The following is a 19,045-nucleotide window of genomic DNA, read 5'->3' as shown; positions in this document are numbered from 1 at the left end:
AGCCCTCAAGCGGACCACGCTCATGACCACAGACAACGCCTCCCCTTACGAAATCCACGATGAACGCTTCCGCCTTCTGATCGTCGGCAATGCGGAACTGGAAGAGCTTTATTCCGGCTGCCGCTGGGCGGAAGGCCCGGTGTGGTTTTCCGATTTGAACTGCCTGCTGTTCAGCGACATTCCCAATGAGCGCATGTTGCGCTGGGTGCCGGATGGCGGGATTTCGGTATTCCGCCACCCCTCCAACTTCACCAATGGCAATACGCGCGACCGGCAGGGACGGCTGGTTTCCTGCGAACATGGCGGCCGTCGCGTCACCCGCACCGAAGTCGACGGCTCGATCACCGTTCTTGCCGACAGCTACGGCGGCAAGCGGCTGAACTCGCCTAATGACGTGGTGGTGAAATCCGATGGCAGCGTCTGGTTCACCGACCCCACTTATGGCATTCTTTCCGATTATGAGGGCTACAAGGCGGAACCCGAACAGAAGACGCGCAATGTTTACCGGCTCGACCCCGCAACCGGTGAAATCAAGATCGCCATCGATGACTTCGTGCAGCCAAACGGTCTGGCTTTCTCGCCTGATGAAACCAAGCTCTATGTCGCAGACAGTTCCTACAGCCATGATGTATCCCGCCCACGCCATATCCGCGTCTTCGATGTCGTGGACGGCGTGAAGCTCACAAACGGCCGGGAATTCTGCAATCTCGACAATGGCTTGCCTGATGGATTCCGTCTGGATACAGCGGGCAATCTCTGGACCAGTGCCGGCGATGGCGTCCACTGCTTCTCGCCTGACGGTACGCTGCTTGGCAAGATCAAGGTGCCGCAGACGGTCGCAAACCTTACCTTCGGCGGCCCGAAGAAAAACCGCCTGTTCATCACCGCAACGAAATCGCTCTATTCGGTCTACGTCGCCGCAACCGGCGCGCAGACGCCGTGAGACGCTGAAAAACCAGAGGGCGTGTAGCAGACGGGAACTGGCAAGACGGCTTCGCTGCGCTATAAAAGCGGGATGAACGATGATTCCAGCCCCTTCCTGACCGACGACATGGCACTGGATGGCGAAACGCAGGCCATCGAACCCACCAGCCGCATGCTGTCATGGGCGCGCAATTCCGCTCTCTACCGGCTGGAACAGCGCATGATGACGGAAAAGCAGTTGCGCGATGCGATCACCCGCAAGGCGCGGGAAAAATTCGAGGATATCAGCCCCGCTCAGATAAAGGCCCTTGGCGAATTCGCCGTGACCTTCGCCTATGGCATCAAGGCGCTCGACGATACGGCTTATGCAGAAATTGCAGTGCGAAGTGGCCAGCGCAGCGGCAAGTCGAAGCGCGGGCTTGCGCAAAAACTTCAGATCAAGGGCATTGATCGGGAAACGGCCGCAGTCGCACTGCAGGAAACCAACGATCTGGTGGCGGCCGTCATCTTTGCGCGCAAGCGCGCCTTCGGCCCCTTTCGCCGTGTCGAGCTTGATGAAAAACGCAAGTCGAAGGAATTTTCCGCATTCGCCCGCAACGGCTTCGGCTTCGAAATCGGCGCGAAGGTGATGGCGATGACGGTGGAAGAGGCAGAAGAGATCGTTTCGGAAGCACCGCTTTAAGGGTTATTGCGGCATCGGATGCGTTTTCAGATAGGCGATCAAATCCGCAATATCCGTTTCGCTCCACAGCCCGAAAAAGCGCATCGAGGTTCCAGGGATCGCCTTTTTTGGGCTCGAGATAAAACTTTGCAGCTCCTCCTCCGTCCACACCCGACCCGCGGCACCGGCATCCTTCAGCGCCTGCGAATAATGGCCGTAATCAGCCACGGAGGCTATCGGCCTGCCCACCACGCCCATCAGATGCGGTCCCATGCGGGTGCGCGGCGCATCGATACTGTGGCAGGTGGAACAGCGGCTGAAAACTTTTTCCCCGTGCACCGCATCGCCTTCGGCCAATGCCGGCGCAGCAATACAGAGGAAAAAAGCCATTGTAGCCGGAAGCGTTCTGAATGCCGAGATCATCATGCCCCACATAATACAACGCCCTCTCCGTCTGACAACGAAGAGGGCGTTTTTTGACACGCGACAGAATGCCCGGCTTTATACGCCGGGCAGTACGCCGATGATCAGTTCATCGCCGTGAGCGTCACGGACGTACCGGTTGCGGCGAGGTTGAGGCCAACCTGACCCGTTACGCTGACCGTCTGAAGCTGGATGGAGCCCGAAGTGCCGCCAACGAGGATGTTGGTGCCAACGCCGAGACCAACGGTCACTTCAGCCGTGGCGCCCTGATAAAGGCCGCCGAGCGAACCACGGTGGTAACCCGCTGTCGGGGCGAAAACGGCCCAGACCAGACGGCCCTGCGTGGTGAAGCCAAGGTCAACGCCCATCTTGCGGATGGCGCCGGTGTAATGATCGGTGCGACGCGCGCCCATGGTGGACTGGAAGGTGCAATCCAGTTCCTTGGCCGAGCCGATTACGTAACCGACGCCACCGCCGATATCGCAGGTGAGGTAACCGATCTTGACGCCATTGCGTTCGTCCTGCTCCTGCGGAGCCGGCTCATATCTTGCAAGGTCGGCAGCGAGTGCGGACACGGTTCCACCGAGACCCATCGTCAATGCGGCAAAAGTTACGGCAACAGCCTTTTTCATCTGATTTTCTCCTGTTTTATTCCTACCCGCAGCAGCCCTTCTTGCCCTCTCCGGATATTGAATTCCGCACTGTTAACGTTTGTTCCCCGAAATCGATCCAAAACAACTGAATTGGGTGCAAGGAAAGCAAAACGGTTAACAATGTCTACTGGCGGTAGGATGCCATTAAGACATTGTTAGGGCGGGAAACGCCTGCGGAATTCCTGTTAAAGGCGAGTACGTCAGGGCGTTGTTTTGCTGCAACGATGTCAAAGCGGCAGTGCTACGGGAAAGCCGGTCGCAGCATGGGTCATGACATCCATACGGACGCCATAGATACGCTCCAGCGTTTCCGGCGTCATGATTTCTTTCGGCGTTCCCCTTGCGATAAGCCTACCGGAATGCAGTGCGACGATCTCATCGCAGAACCGCGCCGCCATGTTGACATCGTGCAGCACCACGATGACGCCGAGACCCTTTTCCCGCGACAATCTTTGCACCAGCGAGAGAACCTCGAGCTGGTGTGCCATGTCGAGCGCCGATATGGGTTCGTCGAGAAGCAGGCTTTCGGCGTTCTGGGCAACCAGCATGGCCAGCCACACGCGCTGGCGCTCCCCACCCGAAAGCGTGTCCACCAGCCGGTCCCTGAAGGCCACGGTGTCGGTCAGCTCGATAGCCTCGTCCACCCTCTCCTGATCCGCCTTGGTGAATTGGCCGAGCGCGCCGTGCCAGGGGTAACGGCCAAGCGCCACCAGTTCCTTGGCCAGCATGCCGGACGCAGCCGGCGTATATTGAGGAAGATAGGCGAGCTTTCGCGCAAATTCGCGGTTGCCCCAACTCCCCAGCGGCTGCCCCTCGAACGACACCTTGCCCGCCGTCGGCTCCTGCATGCGCGCGAGTATCTTGAGCAGCGTCGATTTTCCCGAACCGTTATGGCCGATAAGACCGATGGTCTTGCCGGTCGCAAAGCTTGCCGTCAGCGGATGCAGCAATGTCCTGCCCGGAACCTCCATCGTTACCGCTTCCAGAGAGAAAAGCGGGATATCGTCGTAATCCACGGCAGGTGCGGCCTGACCCATTGTTCTCATCTCCGTAAATCGTTCAGAAAAATCATCATCGCCTGCCTGAAAGCCAGATCAGATAGGGCGCACCGGCCAGAGCCGCAAAAAGCCCAAGCGGCAACTCGTAAGGAAAGGTCACGGTTCGTGCCCCGAGATCGGAAAGCGCCATCAGCACCGCACCGAACAGGAACGATGCAAACAGGTGGTCGCGCGGTGTGGTGAAACCGGCCCGAAGCGCAATGTGCGGTGCCATCAACCCGACGAAGCTCAGCGGACCGACCAGCAGTGAGGCCGCACCGGTGGCAATGCCGGCCACGGCGATGACTGCAATACGCGCCGTAGCGAGCGGCAGACCTAGTGAGAGCGGCACATCCCGGCCAAGCGGCAGGATCACCAGCCAGCGCGTCACCGACAGGGCAGCGGCCAGGAGCACGACGGAAAGCACCGCAAGAAAGATCGCCGAAGCTGATGTCGCCGTCGAACCCGAGCCGCTGAGCCAGGAGAGAATTTGCCAGGCCCGCTGATCACCAATGGCAAGCAGTGCCGAAAGTACCGCCGAGCAGAGCGAACTGATGGCAATGCCGGCGAGCAGTATTTTTTCAGGCGCCAGATGCCGGCGCACCGAAAAGAACAGAACGAGCATCATGACGGCTGCCGAGCCGAGGCCGGCGCCGCAAAATAGTTCGAACAACCCGGCGGCCGGAAAAAGCGTGATGGCGGCGGCAAAACCAAGACCCGCGCCACCGCTGACGCCGATCACCTCCGGGCTTGCCATGGGATTTCCGGTCAGCCGCTGCAGAAGCGCGCCCGCCATCGCCAATAAACCACCGGCGGCACAAGCCGCCATCAACCGCGGCCAACGAAAGGGCAGAAGGCTTTGCAGGTCGCCAGCTTTCAGCACCGTCCAGCCCTCCGGCCCCTTGCCGATGGCGAGGGCTGCAAAAACCAGCCCGGCCATGATGACAAGCACCGGCAGCAGGGAGGCAAGCCTGCGTCTGATCGCGAGATCGCCGCCCTCATTGCGATGGATATTCGTAGGCGCGATTTTCGGCAGCAGCCAAAGCAGCAAAGGCCCGCCGATGAGAGCCGTGACCGCACCCGTCGGAAACACTTCCGCTGTCGTACTCGCCAGAAGCTGCACGAGACCGTCGCAGAACCAGAGCAGCAGACCGCCCAGAAGCGGCGAAACGAACAGCACGGAAGATGCACGTCGCACACCCAGCGCACGGGTAAGCGCAGGTGCTGCAAGTCCGATAAAACTGACGAGACCGACGGCGGCGGCGACGAATGCCGACAGCATCACGGCGACGGCAGCCACCGCCAGCCTGATCGAAAAGAGCGATACGCCGAGCGATCGCGCACTGGAATCGCTGAGACCCAGAACCGTCAATGGCCTTATCAGTAGCCCGGTGAGAACCAGACCAGCGAGAAGTTGGGCGGCAAGCAGAAACGCATTCGACCAGTCCTGCTGGCTGAGGGAACCGCCATTCCAGACCACAAGCGACATTAGATATTCGCCTCGTGCAAGCGTCAGCGCGGCGGCAACGGAAGCGGCGGTGATGCCGACCAGCAGTCCCGACACCACCATGGTGACGGGCTCGAAGGACCGCCGCCAGCCGAGAAGAAACACCACGGAGGCCGCAGCGGTACCGCCGGCGAGCGCCACCCATGCGCGGTTGCCATCCAGCACCGAGGGGAAGAACAGGGTCGCGATGACGATTGCCAGCTGGGCGCCGGCAGAGATGCCAAGGGTGGAGGGGTCGGCAATCGGATTGCGCAGCAATTGCTGGAAAAGCGCACCCGACAATCCCAGCATCGCCCCCGCCAGAATGGCAACCGCCACACGCGGCATCAGGCTGAAGGCGAAAATGACCTGATCCATCGACATGGACGCGGCATCGAACGGCAGGCCGGGCCAAGCGCCGAGGGGTAACCGCAGCAATCCGGCATGCAGGGAAAGCCCGCAGGCCAGAAGAAAGACGAGGCCGAAGAAAAGCTGGAGAGGCCGTGCCGTCACAATGCCTCTCCGTGGGTTGCCAGAGCCTCGGTCAAAAGCCGCGCAAATCGCATGGCTGCGGTGATACCGCCATAGGGGCTGACATTACCGAGGGTGACCACCCGGTTTTCCCGCACGGCCGGAAGCGCACGCCAGATGGCACTGTTGCGCAGAGTTTCCCGCGCCTCCACCGGAATATCGGAGACGATGACGATGCGCGCATCGGATGAGGCGGCGAGGTTTTCAAGCGGCACCGGGGCCGCGAAGGTGAATTGCGACCGATCCACCCAGGCATTGGTCAGCCCCAGACGGCCAAGAACATCCCCGAACATGCTATCCGCACCAAAGGCACGAAAATGCCGGGCGTCGCCTATGTTGATGACATAGGTCGGCCGTGCGGAAAACCCGGCAAGACGGGCCCGCATGGCGTGCAGTGCCGCTTCCGTTTCACCCAGAACCTTGCGCGCCTCTTCGGCCCGCCCGAGCTTTTCACCAAGCGCGGTGACCGCCGCCAGCGCCTTTTCGAAAGGCGGCTCACCCTTCACGTAAAAGGGCAGTGAAAAGACGGGGGCGATCGCTTCCAGCCTGCCGGTATAACGTGTGTAGAAAGGCGAAATCAGAATGAGCTCCGACCGGGTGAGCTGCAGAAGCTCGAAATTCGGAGCGCCGCGCAGGCCGAGATCGGCGACGGTTTCAGGGATATCAGGCTCGACCGCGCCGGACCGGAACTGGATGAGTTCGGTCGCCGCCACCGGCATGACGCCGAGCGCCACAGATGTTTCCAGCATGGCCCAGTCGATGGCGGCGATGCGCGGCGTCACTGCTGCCCGCGCCTTGCCCGCAAGAGCCGAGGCGGCGAGCAGGCTTAAAAATTCCCGCCGCCCCCAGAGGGGGGAAATCCATCGATCCTTACGCGTCATGCCCCTGCTGCTTCACTTTAATATGGCGTTACCAACGGTAGGTCAGCTTGCCCATAACGGTTTTGCCGTCACCGTAATAGCATCCGAAAGTGGAGCAACTAGAAATATATTCTTTATCAGTCAAGTTTTGCACCAGAAGCGAGGCGCGGTAGCCGTTCTTCTCGTAATGCACGCCGAGATCGAGCAGGGCGAGGCCCTTCATTTCGAAGGCATTGGCCGCATCGCCATAACGTTTTCCGACATAACGGACACCGCCGCCGATGCCGAAACCTTCAAGCGCCGTATCTTCCGGGAAGGTGTAGTCGAGCCAGAGGCTGGCGGCGTGCCGGGGCGTACTATCCAGCTCCTTGCCGTTGTTCACACGGCCGGAGACCTCGCTGTCCATGTAGGTATAGGCCGCCCGCAGGTCGAGCCCGTCTGCAAGGCTTGCGACGCCTTCCAGTTCGAGGCCTCTCACATGCGCCTCGTCCATCTGCTGCGTCACCCCGCCCACCGTCGTCGTGACGTTCTTCTGTTTCAGATCGTAGATCGCCGCGGAAAAGAAACCGTCAAAGCCCTCGGGCTGATATTTGATGCCCGCTTCCCATTGTTCGCCCGTGGTCGGTTTCGGCGCATCACCGACAGCCGGCTGCGGCACGGGCTCGAAGGAGGTCGCGTAGCTGACATACGGCGCGATGCCGCCATCGAAGAGATAGCTGACCCCGACACGGCCCGTCAGCTTATGGTCGTCCTTGTCGAGAGTGCGGTAGGTCGTTCCGTTGAACGTCGTGCCGCCGGTGCTTGCCCAATCCTGCCGCAGACCGGCGGTGACCCGCCAGTTCTCAAAGGCCATCTCGTCCTGCGCATAAAGACCGATCTGGGAAATATCCGTCTTCACATCGGCATAAAGCGTGCGCGAGGTGAGACTAATTGGCCCGCCATAAACAGGATTGACGGGATTGAGGGGCGTTGCGGCCCAGAATTCGGTTTTGACGTTATTGTCGAAATAGCGGTAATCCAGCCCGACAAGCAGGGTGTGGTCGACTGGTCCCGTGGAGAACTCCGCCTGCAGGCTGTTGTCGATGTTGAAGGTGTTCAGCAATTCATCCTGGAACGTCGCATTGCGGCGGATGAGATTGCCGATCATGCCGCCGCTGGTCGAAGACATGCCGAGCGCGCGGTAGGACCAGTCGAAATTGGAATAACGCGCATTCTGCCGGAAGGTGAAGGTCTCGTCGAAACGGTGCTCGAACTCATAGCCGATATTAGTGAACTTGCGGCTTGAGGTATCGAAAGAGGGATCGCCGACATAAAAGCTGCGGTCCAGCATATTGCCTGGTCTCAGATAGGTCAGCGCCGGCGGCAGGCCAGACGGCGAACTCGGATTGTCGTGCTGATAGGAGGCGAGAACCGTCAGTTTCGTATCCTCGTCGGGCTGCCATGTCAGCGCCGGGGCGATGAAATAACGATCGTTCTGCAGATTGTCCGTCTGAAGATGGGCGTTGCGGGCAAGGCCGGTCAGGCGATAGGCAAAACTGTCGCTATCCGCGACCGGCCCACCAATATCGAACATCGATTGGTAATAATCGAAGCTGCCGATCTGCGCTCCGACTTCGCCGAAACGCTCGAAAGTCGGCCGCTTGCTGATGAGATTGATGAGGCCACCGGGATTACCCTGACCGTAAAGCACCGAGGCCGGCCCGCGAATGACTTCCACCCGCTCCAGACCGTAGACCTCATAAGACGGCGCACCGGCCGTGCGCATCAGCCGCAGACTGTTGAGGAACTGCAGCTGGTTACCCTGAAAGCCGCGAATGCGCGGCGCATCGAAACGTGGATCCGCCCCAAACGGCTGCGCGACGACGCCAGGCACATAATTCAGCACCTCGCTGAGATTACGGACATTCTGCGCATCCATTTGATCCCTGGTGATGACGGAAACCGATTGCGGCGTCTCGATCAGGGATCGCCCCGTCTTGGTGGCGCTGGCGCTGGTTTTTGCCACATAGCCCTTCACCGGCGCCTTGGAGTCCTGATTTTTCGCGCCGTCCACGGTGATGGTCTGCAGCACCGTCGTTCCGGCTTCCTGCGCAAGGGCAACGCCGGAGGTCACGAACGCCACATAGGCGATGGCAGCGCAACCGCCCGCCAGAATGGAAATGTGTTTAGATTTTCCCTGCACGCCAAGACCCTTCATCAACCGCGCCGCCATGAGACGGTTATTTTTCTGGAGAATTTAAGTCATCTTATTACGCAAGGAGCGGATTGTGATCCAATAAGTGAAACTGGATTTTTTCAGAACTACTGATTATGAAAATTCTTACGGATAATAGCTTGGAATTATTCAAATCCGTCAGGAAAGGCAGTGATGATGGGCAGGAAACCGGCAAACCGGGCGGACGCGTTCGAGCTGCGGCACCTGCGCTATTTCACCACGCTGGTGGATGAGCGCAATTTCGAGCGCGCCGCCGCCCGCCTCGGCATTGCCCAGCCGGGTTTGAGCCAGCAGATCATGGCGCTCGAGCAGATCGTCGGCATGCCGTTGCTTGACCGGACACGGCGATCGGTGAAGCTCACCACGCCTGGCCAGCTTCTTTATGAGGATGCCCGCAAAATTCTCGCCAATGCCGAGGCGACACTTGCGGCGCTTAAACGCGTCGATCGCGGCGAGACGGGCCGCATCTCCATCGGTTATGTCGCTTCGGCCGCCTATTCCGGCCTGATGATCCAGTCCATCGCCAGTTTCCGCGCCTCTCATCCCGATGTGGAACTGCAACTGATCGAGATGGAGATGCGGCTGCAACTCGCCAAGATCGCCGACGGAAATCTGGATTTTGCCTTCATCCGCCCGCCTGCGCCCGTTCCGGAAGGTGTCACAACCCATGTGGTTCTGCGCGAACCGCTGGTGGCCGCACTTCCTGAAAACCATCCCCTGGCCTTTGCGCTGCAGGTCGACCTCAAGAACCTTGCCGACGAGACCTTCATCACACCGCGGCAGCCGCCGGATGTCGGCTTTCATTACAATACGATAGAAGCCTGCAACGAGGCCGGGTTCCAGCCAACGATAAGCCCGGAAGGCCGGGATTACACCACCATTACCAGCATGGTGGCGATCGGCCTCGGTGTGGCGCTGGTGCCGCGCTCGCTCGATTGTCTGCGGTTGCCCGGCGTGCGCTACGTGCCGCTTGCAGCAAGCGCCACGACTTCCGACCTCGCCATCGCCCACCGGAAAACGGAAGCCTCTCCCGCCGTCAGGGCCTTCATTCTCCATACCCGCAATTGACGCGACCGCACCCGCCCATGCGCTGAATATCCACGACCCGGCTGCCGATCCCGTGGACGAAAAACCCGTCATCGTCCGTTTCCGCGGCATCGGTGGCAACAGGCCAAGCGACGCAACCACATGAGATTACGGAAAGAATGGCGCTCTTTTCGGCAAACCGGAAGCAAGGCCTAAATCCCGTCCGGATATTTTCTGTTCCCGCTTTTCCCCGCAGCCGCGGCGCACCGTATAATCGCGGCAGATTTCGATTTACGGGAGACAGCAATGGCTGAGACTTACGAACACCACGCCGCAGGCCTCGAATCCCCGGCATCCCATGCTTTCGAGGTTGTTCCTGATGATACGAACCCGCTTCCTTCCCCCACGCGCGCCATCTATGTGGGCAATGGTGGTCATCTCTGCCTGACCCTGCTTTCCGGCGCGACGGTGACCTTCCAGAACCTGCCCGCAGGCAGCCTGCTGCCGGTCAGGGCCACCCGCATATTTGCAACCCGCACCACCGCCACAGGCATTCTGGGGCTCAATTGAGCGCTCCATCGCCGGCTGATCTCCTCGATCTGAAACGCAGCCCTCGCCAGAAGCCCACCAAGGAGTGTGACACTTTCATGACAAGCTTTCAGGTTGATGTCAGCAAAATGAAGCATCCGCCATTGATCGGCCCATGCGGCAGCTTGGACAGCGGCGTTCCCGCCCCTTTTTCGTTGCCGCCGGCCTATCGGAAATCTGGTGGATCTGGCAGTGGCTCTTTTTACCGCGAAAGCGACGGGAACAATAACGTATCGTCCGGAGATCGGCAGCGTGCCGCTCAGCCTGCTGACGGCGGCCTATCTGCTGTTTTTCACGAACCGGACATTCTGGTCGAAGGTTCACACCTATCTTTCCGCCTATCCGGTTGCCATCGTCGCGCTTTATGTCGCCATAGCGGCGCTTTTCGGTGCGCTCATCACCATTCTTTCCGCCAAATATCTCATCAAGCCGTTTCTTATCTTGCTGATATTCGCGGCCGCGGCGGCTTCATGGTTCATGGACCGCTACGGCATCATCATCGACAGCGACATGATCCGCAACGCCGTGGAGACCACGCGCGCGGAAGCGGGCAATCTGATGACACCTGGCCTTTTCTGGCATCTGACGATCTATGGGCTGGTGCCGTCGCTCGTCATCGCCGCCGTCCGGGTTCGGCATCGGCCGATCATCGACAAGTTGCTGTGGAACACCGTCAGCATCCTGATCTGCCTCACCGTTGCCGGCATCATCAGCTTTGCGAATTCCAAAACATTCACCACCGCCGTGCGCCAGCACAAGGATATCGTCAAAAGCGTCAATCCCTTGTCGCCGATCATATCCACCATTCACTATCTGACGCAGGCGGAAAAGGAAGCTGACATACAGGTGAGCCCGATCGGCAAGGATGCGAAAATCCTGCCGGCGCTGGGTGGCATCCACAAGCCACGCATCACCGTCATCGTGGCTGGTGAGACCGCGCGCGCTGCGAACTTTTCCCTGAACGGCTATGGGCGCGACACCAACCCGGAACTGGCAAAGCGCGACGTGATCTATTTCCCTAATACAACCAGCTGCGGCACTGCGACGGCGATTTCCATTCCCTGCATGTTCTCGAAATTCCCGCGTTCTGAGTATAGCCACAACAAGGCGCTAGCCAACGAGAACGTCATGGATGTTCTTGTCCATGCCGGTGTCGGTGCAACCTGGCTGGACAACAACACCGGCAGCAAGAACGTGGCCGACCGCATTCCCTTTTTCGACCTGCCTTCCACCAACGACACCCGCTTCTGCACTGGCGGAGAATGCCGCGACGATATCTTCTTCGACAAGCTCGACGCATGGCTCGATAACGTCAAGAAGGACAGTGTCATCGTGTTGCACCAGATGGGCAGCCATGGGCCGACCTACTATCTGCGTTACACCGACGAATTCCGGAAGTTCACCCCGGACTGTCGAACCGCTGAGCTTGGCAATTGCACGGACGCGCAAATCGTGAATTCCTATGACAACACGCTTCTCTACACCGATCATTTCCTGTCGACCGTGATCGACAAGCTGAAGGCACGTTCCAACACGCTGGCAACGGGGATGATCTACGCCTCGGACCATGGTGAATCGCTTGGCGAGAACGGCGTCTATCTGCACGGCGCACCCTATCTGCTGGCACCCGACCAGCAGACCCATGTGCCGTTTCTCGTCTGGTTCGATGATGATTTCGCCAAATCAATGGGGCTGGATCGCGCATGCCTTGCAAAAGGCGCAGCAAAGGGCGGGCGCTCGCACGACAATTATTTCCACAGTATCCTTGGAATGATGAACGTCTCCACCTCCGTCTACGATTCCGCGCAGGACGTGTTCGGCGGCTGCACCCAGCGCCAGAATAGCTGAACATACAGTGCTTGACGCTTATCCCGTGAAAGCGATACGCAAGACGACGCGATAAAGGAGCTGTCTTGCGGGTTCTGCTTGTTGAAGACGATCATGTGCTGGGAGAGGCGCTGCGAGACCATGTCGCCGCGGCAGGCCACGCCGTTGACTGGTTTAAGTTGCTCGACGACGCCACGGCGGCGACGCTGACCATGGCTTACGGGCTCATCCTGCTCGACATGCGGCTGCCGGACGGCGATGGCATCACCCTTTTGCAATCACTGCGCAATCGCGATGACTCGACGCCGGTGATCATTCTGACGGCGCACGACCAGGTGTCCGACCGGATTGCCGGACTGAATGCCGGAGCGGACGACTATCTGGTCAAGCCCTTCGATCTCAACGAGCTTTCGGCACGCATGCTGGCGGTCTCGCGGCGGTACGAGGGGCGCTCCGCCCCCGTCATTCGCCTGCCCGGCATCGAAATCAACCAGGTGGCGCGCAATATCGTCGTTGACGGAACAGCGCAAACGCTCAGCGCCAGAGAATGGGCCGTGCTGGAAAAGCTGGTCGAGCATCCCGGTGCGGTCGTCTCGAAATCTCAACTGCACGACACGCTCTACGAATTCGGCGCGGAAATAGAAAGCAATACGGTCGAGGTCTATATCAGCCGGCTGCGCAAGAAGATCGGCCATGACCGCGTCGAGACCGTGCGCGGCGTCGGCTACACCATCAGGTAGACAGAAATGGCCAGACCAACCAGCATGACCCGCAAGCTCGTCACGGCGCTGACGAGCGTTGTCGCCATATCCTGGTTTATCGCCTGCGGGTTGGGCGTCATGGTGATGCAGGACGAGTTCGCTGAAATTTTCGACGCTGGCGTTGAGGAAACAGCCGAAAGACTGCTGCCACTGCTGGTGGACGATCTCAGGGAAAACAACACGGGCCCCGCCTCGCAAAAACTCAACCAGTCTGCACATGCGGCGGAATATCTGACCTATCAGGTTCGCGACCGGGAAGGACAGGTCGTCCTGCATTCGCATGACAGTTCGACCGAACCTTTCGAAGTCTCTCTCGACCCCGGTTTTTCTGAAACGGCGACCCAGCGCATCTACACGGTGGCGACACCGGACGGGAATTACTTCCTTCAGGTCGCAGATGCCTTCGCCAACCGGCGTGAGGCAATCGAGGAAGCCGGCACAGCAATTTTGCTGCCCGTTCTCATTCTTATCCCCGCCAGCATCTTTGCCGTTATCTTCGTGGTGCGCAAAACCCTGCAACCGATACAGACCTTGCGCGACGAGATCGGGAAAAAAGACGGCGGCAATCTCGCGCCGCTGGAAACCCTGCCGTTTCCGGCTGAACTTCACCCGATTGCCCGCTCGGTCAATCTGCTGCTGAGGCGGCTGCGATCGACAATCGAAGCGGAAAGGGAGTTTACCGCCAACAGCGCCCATGAATTGCGCACGCCGATTGCCGGCGCGCTGGCGCAGGCGCAGCGACTGCACGCCGATATTCCGCCTGAACTTGCACCGCGCGTGGAAAATATCGAGAAAGCCCTGATGCATCTCGGCCATCTCGCCGAAAAACTGCTGCAGATGTCGCGCGCGGAAGCAAGGATCGGGGTAACAGACACGGCGACCGACCTCATCCCCATTCTCGAGCTCATCATCGACGATATGAGCAGAACGGCGATCGGCACGTCCCGCATCCGCTTCACCAATCGCTGCGAAGGCGGCCTGAACTGCAAGCTGGGCACGGATGCCTTCGGCATCATCATCCGCAACCTTCTCGAAAACGCCCTGATCCACAGTCCGCCGGAAAGCCCGGTGCACATACTGGCCGAAGAGAACGGCACGATCCGCGTCGTCAATTCCGGCGCGGCGATCGACAAAGCGCTTCTTCCCAAACTGACGACGCGCTTTGTCCGAGGCCCGTCCAAGGCTGATGGCACCGGGCTTGGCCTCGCTATCGTCAGAAGCCTGATGGAACAGATTGGCGGCGAACTCGTGCTATCCTCCCCTGCACCCGGCAGACAGGACGGTTTTGAGGCCCGCATCGTGCTTCCGGTCGAAGACGCCTGAATCCGCTGAAAACAAAAAGCCCCGCCAGGGGGCGGGGCTTTCGCTGGTATAATTTTGGCCGCTCAATCCTCGTGAATATGGCTATGGTCGCGCGTATCGCGCATCTTCACATAAACCACCAGCGACAGCGCAATCATGATCGTAACGTACCAGAAGAACCAGTTTTCGTGGCCGATCTGCTTGAACTTCAAGGCTACGAATTCTGCCGTTCCCCCGAAAATCGTGTTCGCCAGCGCGTAGGGCAGAGCCACACCGAGCGCCCGGATGTGGGCGGGGAACATTTCCGCCTTCACCACCGCATTGATGGAAGTGTAGCCGGTGACGATCAACAGGCCGACCAGAACGAGAGCAAAAGCCATGATCGGGTCGGTTGTCGTCGCCAGCGTCGTGAAGATGAGATAGGTGAACAGCGTTCCAAGAATGCCGAAGCCGACCATCAGCGGCTTGCGACCCACCTTGTCCGACAGTGCACCGGCAATCGGCTGGCACAGCATGAAGACGAAGAGGGCTGCCGTGGTGATTTCGGTCGCGCTTTCCTTGCTGAAGCCGGAGGTATTGACGAGGAATTTCTGCAGATAGGTCGTGTAGGCGTAAAAGGCGAGCGTGCCGCCTGATGTCAGCGCCATGACCATCATCGCTTCCCGCGGGTAGTGCTTGAAAAGCGCCCATCCGCTCGATTTCGGCTTGTCCGCGTTGCCCGCCTTGGCATTTTCAAAGGACTGCGTCTCGGCAAGGCCGCGACGGATGTAAAACACCGCAATTGCAAGAACGCCACCGATGAAGAAGGGAATGCGCCAGCCCCAGGCGCCGAGCTGCTCGGGTGTCAGAACCCGTTGCAGAACCAGCAACACCGCCAGCGCCAGAAGCTGGCCGGAAATCAGCGTCACATACTGGAAACTGGAGAAAAAGCCGCGACGATTCTTGCCGGCCATTTCGCTGAGATAGGTCGCGCTGGCGCCATATTCACCGCCGACACTGATGCCCTGCAGCAGGCGGGCAAACACCAGAATGGCAGGCGCTGCAATGCCGATCGTCTCGTGGCCGGGTGTAATTGCGATCAACAGCGAGCCGAGGCACATCAAGGTAACGGACAAGGTCAGGCCGGCCTTGCGGCCCTTGCGGTCGGCATAGGTTCCCATGAACCACGCACCGATGGGCCGCATCAGAAATCCGACGGCAAAAACGGCGGCCGCGCTCAGCAATTCAGCGGTCTGGTTTCCGGAAGGGAAAAACACCGGCGCGAAATAAAGGGTGAAGGCCGAATAAACGTACCAGTCGTACCATTCGACGAGGTTGCCCGCCGATCCGCCGATAATGGATTTCAAACGGGTTTTCTGATCCGGTGCCGTAGCGGGACCATTTGCCATAATATTCACGGTAAACTCCAATTCATCTCGCCTGGAGGTGGAAGGGCGAACGGAAGGTGTGATAATTTGTCGCTCTCGGAGGGGGTATATACCCGCCATATTGCAATGCGCAAGTTTACGCCGCATCGCAGCATGGCAATGGCAGCGTCTACTCGCCATCTTCCGCGCCGGACCATTCTAATACGCCTTGTCACCCGGCCGTGCTCAAACTAAAAAATATCAATGATTTACGATACATCGGACATCTATATCGAAAAGCTTCTCATCCCCGCCGCGCGCGCGGGTGAAGCGCTGGCACGACTGGACGAGAGGATAAGCCGGTCGCCGATGAAACACGGCTTCATCGAAAGGCAGGACTTTACCGACGCGATTTCCTCCATGTGGGTGGATGGCGAACTTGTCCATATGGAAGATCTGGTCCTGCATGACGCCCATATGGATGTGCGGGCGCCAACCCATGAAATGACGGCGGCGCACCGGATCGTCCGCTCAAGGCGGCTGATTTTTTCAAACGCGCCAGGCTGGGCCTTCACTGCACCAGGCCTTTCCCGTCTGCGCGGAAGAATGGGAATTGCCGCCGACGCGACGGCATTTACCCCGGAAACGGTGGATCATTCCGGCAACGAAGAGTCTGATGCAGACGGCGAGACACCGCTGGATGGGGCCTTTTCAGAGCTGGACGCACTTCTGGCGCGAAGCGCCGCGACCTTGGACGCGATCACCGCCGGCACCACCCTTGCGCCGGTGACACATCGGGAGGAGGCCCATCCGATGATCAACGATCCCGATTGGGACGAGGAGGAAAGGCTGAAGGAATGGCGGCAGGTCCTTGGCCAGACGGAGGAGCTGCCCCCAATCCTGCGCACCGCGATCCTGCTGGATGCCTGGAATATGATCGAGGTTCTGCAACGCAGCCCCTGGCTCGGCAGGCTCATGGCCGCCGCTTTTCTGCGCGACGGGGCTGTCTCTCCCGACCACCTGCCGGCGCTCAGCGCTGGTCTTCGTGCCGTCCCGCGCGAGCGCCGGCACGCCAGAAACCAGACGCAACGCCTAGTCGCCCTTCTCGACAGCTTTTACGAGGCGGGACTGGCCAGCATGAAGGAACATGACAGGCTGACCCACGCCAGAGAACGCATGATGCGCAAGCTGGCCGGCCGACGCTCGTCTTCGCGTCTTCCAGACCTGGTGGAGCTTGTCGTCTCCCGGCCGGTGGTTTCGGCGGCCATGATCGTCAGGGAACTCGGCACCACGCCGCAGGGCGCGATAGGGCTCGCCAATCAACTGGAGTTGAGGGAGGTTACGGGCCGCGGCCGCTTCCGTGCCTGGGGCATGCTGTAGCACAAGCCGCCAGTCTTCATCCGCCTAAACCCTGGAAAAATAGTATTTTTCTCAACCCCTTGTTCGTGCGATGAATCCCGCAGGAATCCTGCGATCACGAATCTTAACAAAATTTAACTATTGCGTAGGTGGATGAAGCGGCTATGTTCTCGCTGCGTTGCAACACGATTTTTCTCCGGTAACGCGGTCGCATTCGGCTCCGGCAACCTTTCTTTGCCATCCGCATTAAAGTGTCCACCATGAGGGAGATGCAAAAAATGACAATTTCAGTCTCACAACTCGATTCCGATCAGGAAACAGATGCTCCTTTCGCCCGAAAAGTCCTGATGGCGCGCAATCTCGCCGGATATACGGTCGATCAGCTTGCCATCACCTGCGGCCTGACAGCCAATGAAATCCGCGCCCTGGAAGACGGCTCAGACAGCGATCCTCTGCGCATCAGGCGCGTTGCCGCCGCCCTGCATATTCCAGTCGAAACCGTTATCTGATCGTTCACAACGATCCGAACCAAATCTCAGCGCCGCCGGGGACGATGTTCACGCAACATCCGGGCGGCGCGCGTAACGGTTTGAACGCTACAAGTCTCTCCGGAACATTTTCCGCTCCGCTCTCTTAACATTTCCGTTATCCGGCACCACATGATGTCCGCACGGGACATGTTCGCCATGTGGCCCGCCTGCGCGAGAGCACCAATAATTTCCGGAATCCTGCCATGACACTCAGCCTTAACACCGAAGAACGGGTTTCTTCAGCATTGGATGAATTGTGGCCAACGGAGAAAACGGAAATTCTCGACTGGCTCGTCACCGGCACGAAGGACGAGCGCTTTATCGATGAGATATTCTTCGAGCTGTGTAGCAGGTTGCGCGAGAGTGGAATTTCCATAGCGCGGGGCGCACTTGCCTTCCGCATTCGTCACCCGCAATGGCTTGGCGCGCGCATCCTGTGGAAGGCCGGCATATCGTCGGCCGAGATCACCACCTATGGCTATGGGGCGGAGAGCTCGCCCGAATATCTGAACAGTCCCATCAACGACATCCATCAGGGCGCAACCGAAATCCGCCACCGCCTGACCGGCGACGAAATCGAGCCATCCGCTTATCCGATCTATGAGGAATTGCGCGCCGACGGGCTGACGGATTACTTCGCCTGGCCGATCGAACATACGTTCGGCAAGCGCCATGTCGCCACTTTTTCCAGCGATCGGCCCGGTGGCTTTTTGGAAGCGGAAGTCCTTGCGTTGAAAAACCTGCTACCGGCGCTCGCGCTGGTCAGCGAAATTCGCCTGAAAAACCGCATGACGCGCACCCTGCTGGAGACCTATGTCGGGCCGCATGCGGGCGAAAAAATCCTCAATGGTGCAACGACGCGCGGCAGCGGCATAACGGTCGGCGCGGCGATCCTGATCTGCGACCTGCGCAACTTCACCCATATTTCCGACCTCTGGCCGCGCGATGATGTGATCGAATTGCTGAACGGTTATTTCGACGCGATGTGCGATCCGATCGAGGAATTCGGTGGTGAAATCCTGAAATTCATGGGCGATGGGCTGCTGGCGATTTTCCCGCTCAGCGATCCGCAGGCTTGTGAAAACCTGCTGAAAGCCATTGCCAGCGCACAGAAAAGTCTCGTTGCCCTCAACGACATCAATTGCCAGAAAGGCCATGACCCTCTGGGTTACGGCATCGGCGTCCATGTCGGCGATGTCATGTATGGCAATATCGGCTCGAAAACCCGCCTCGATTTTACCGTCATCGGTCCGGCCGTAAACATCGCATCACGGCTTGAAACCCTGACCAAGGAAACCGGCCGCAACGTCCTGTTTTCCGAAGAATTCGTCCGTATGGCCGGACATGAGGACAAGCTGGACAACCTTGGCCCATGGCTCCTGCGCGGCCTTGAAACCCCGGTCGAGGTTTATGCGCTTCCCCAACAAGAGGTCGTCGCACCCTCTGTCGACTGACTGCCGGTCAGGACTTTGTTCCCGTTTCAACGCTTTCTCAACGCAGCGCTCACCCGTGCTGC

At 59.3% G+C, this 19,045-nt stretch carries 17 protein-coding genes; 10 read left to right on the top strand and 7 right to left on the bottom strand.

All coding sequences use genetic code 11. From position 1 onward, the window contains the following. Nucleotides 1-22: 22 nt before the first annotated feature. Both J5276_RS20615 and recX read left to right on the top strand, forming a co-directional pair. Nucleotides 23-943 (top strand): SMP-30/gluconolactonase/LRE family protein, encoded by a 921-nt coding sequence (locus J5276_RS20615; protein ID WP_111788777.1) that lies wholly within the window; start codon nt 23-25, stop codon nt 941-943. 72 nt (nt 944-1,015) lie between these two features. Beyond that, on the top strand, nt 1,016-1,606 hold the full coding sequence (gene recX / locus J5276_RS20610) for a recombination regulator RecX (RefSeq protein ID WP_013762039.1): 591 nt from the start codon (nt 1,016-1,018) through the stop codon (nt 1,604-1,606). Nucleotides 1,607-1,609: 3 nt separating this feature from the next. On the opposite strand, the gene J5276_RS20605 is transcribed toward recX, so the two are convergent. The 6 genes from J5276_RS20605 to J5276_RS20580 form a co-directional block, all read right to left on the bottom strand. Beyond that, complete coding sequence (locus tag J5276_RS20605; RefSeq protein ID WP_111788775.1) at nt 1,610-2,020, bottom strand: cytochrome c family protein; 411 nt, start codon at nt 2,018-2,020, stop codon at nt 1,610-1,612. Nucleotides 2,021-2,112: 92 nt separating this feature from the next. Next, complete coding sequence (locus tag J5276_RS20600; RefSeq protein ID WP_004431668.1) at nt 2,113-2,640, bottom strand: DUF992 domain-containing protein; 528 nt, start codon at nt 2,638-2,640, stop codon at nt 2,113-2,115. A gap of 248 nt (nt 2,641-2,888) precedes the next feature. Further along, the gene (locus tag J5276_RS20595) at nt 2,889-3,698 is read right to left on the bottom strand and encodes an ATP-binding cassette domain-containing protein (protein ID WP_019566560.1); all 810 of its coding nucleotides are present in this window, start codon (nt 3,696-3,698) and stop codon (nt 2,889-2,891) included. A 34-nt stretch (nt 3,699-3,732) separates the two neighbouring features. Continuing rightward, nucleotides 3,733-5,697 carry a Fe(3+)-hydroxamate ABC transporter permease FhuB gene (gene fhuB / locus J5276_RS20590; protein WP_209159639.1) on the bottom strand — a complete coding sequence of 655 codons (1,965 nt, stop codon included), beginning with the start codon at nt 5,695-5,697 and terminating at the stop codon, nt 3,733-3,735. Then, nucleotides 5,694-6,596, bottom strand: coding sequence for an iron-siderophore ABC transporter substrate-binding protein (locus tag J5276_RS20585; RefSeq protein ID WP_004431662.1), 903 nt, complete (start codon nt 6,594-6,596; stop codon nt 5,694-5,696). Before J5276_RS20585 ends, fhuB begins: the two co-directional genes overlap by 4 nt. 28 nt (nt 6,597-6,624) lie before the next feature. Next, a complete protein-coding gene (locus J5276_RS20580) occupies nt 6,625-8,787 on the bottom strand; it encodes a TonB-dependent siderophore receptor (RefSeq protein ID WP_174012205.1) in 2,163 nt (720 codons plus the stop codon). 156 nt (nt 8,788-8,943) lie between these two features. On the opposite strand from J5276_RS20580, the gene J5276_RS20575 reads away from it, so the two are divergent. From J5276_RS20575 to J5276_RS20555, 5 genes are all read left to right on the top strand, one after another. Continuing rightward, on the top strand, nt 8,944-9,858 hold the full coding sequence (locus tag J5276_RS20575; protein WP_004431656.1) for a LysR family transcriptional regulator: 915 nt from the start codon (nt 8,944-8,946) through the stop codon (nt 9,856-9,858). Nucleotides 9,859-10,122: 264 nt separating this feature from the next. Further along, nucleotides 10,123-10,386 carry a hypothetical protein gene (locus tag J5276_RS20570; RefSeq protein ID WP_003508451.1) on the top strand — a complete coding sequence of 88 codons (264 nt, stop codon included), beginning with the start codon at nt 10,123-10,125 and terminating at the stop codon, nt 10,384-10,386. Nucleotides 10,387-10,584: 198 nt separating this feature from the next. Then, nucleotides 10,585-12,252 carry a phosphoethanolamine transferase gene (locus J5276_RS20565; RefSeq protein WP_004431646.1) on the top strand — a complete coding sequence of 556 codons (1,668 nt, stop codon included), beginning with the start codon at nt 10,585-10,587 and terminating at the stop codon, nt 12,250-12,252. Nucleotides 12,253-12,317: 65 nt separating this feature from the next. Beyond that, nucleotides 12,318-12,971: a response regulator transcription factor gene (locus tag J5276_RS20560; protein WP_004431644.1), complete on the top strand. Its 654-nt coding sequence runs from the start codon at nt 12,318-12,320 to the stop codon at nt 12,969-12,971. A gap of 6 nt (nt 12,972-12,977) precedes the next feature. Then, the gene (locus tag J5276_RS20555) at nt 12,978-14,315 is read left to right on the top strand and encodes a HAMP domain-containing sensor histidine kinase (protein ID WP_035252629.1); all 1,338 of its coding nucleotides are present in this window, start codon (nt 12,978-12,980) and stop codon (nt 14,313-14,315) included. Nucleotides 14,316-14,377: 62 nt separating this feature from the next. On the opposite strand, the gene J5276_RS20550 is transcribed toward J5276_RS20555, so the two are convergent. Then, the gene (locus tag J5276_RS20550; protein ID WP_004431639.1) at nt 14,378-15,682 is read right to left on the bottom strand and encodes an MFS transporter; all 1,305 of its coding nucleotides are present in this window, start codon (nt 15,680-15,682) and stop codon (nt 14,378-14,380) included. 222 nt (nt 15,683-15,904) lie between these two features. Between J5276_RS20550 and J5276_RS20545 the strand changes: the two genes are divergently transcribed. The 3 genes from J5276_RS20545 (at nt 15,905) to J5276_RS20535 (ending at nt 18,983) form a co-directional block, all read left to right on the top strand. After that, nucleotides 15,905-17,020 carry an RHE_PE00001 family protein gene (locus tag J5276_RS20545; RefSeq protein WP_004431636.1) on the top strand — a complete coding sequence of 372 codons (1,116 nt, stop codon included), beginning with the start codon at nt 15,905-15,907 and terminating at the stop codon, nt 17,018-17,020. Nucleotides 17,021-17,277: 257 nt separating this feature from the next. After that, complete coding sequence (locus tag J5276_RS20540; RefSeq protein WP_004431634.1) at nt 17,278-17,508, top strand: helix-turn-helix domain-containing protein; 231 nt, start codon at nt 17,278-17,280, stop codon at nt 17,506-17,508. A gap of 224 nt (nt 17,509-17,732) precedes the next feature. After that, nucleotides 17,733-18,983: an adenylate/guanylate cyclase domain-containing protein gene (locus tag J5276_RS20535; protein ID WP_174012203.1), complete on the top strand. Its 1,251-nt coding sequence runs from the start codon at nt 17,733-17,735 to the stop codon at nt 18,981-18,983. Nucleotides 18,984-19,045: the final 62 nt, after the last annotated feature.

The sequence above is a fragment of the Agrobacterium sp. S7/73 genome (assembly GCF_019355535.1).
GTDB classification, from domain to species: domain Bacteria; phylum Pseudomonadota; class Alphaproteobacteria; order Rhizobiales; family Rhizobiaceae; genus Agrobacterium; species Agrobacterium tumefaciens.
The sequence above is the reverse complement of the archived record's forward strand: the minus strand, read 5'-3'. Positions and strand labels throughout refer to the sequence as shown.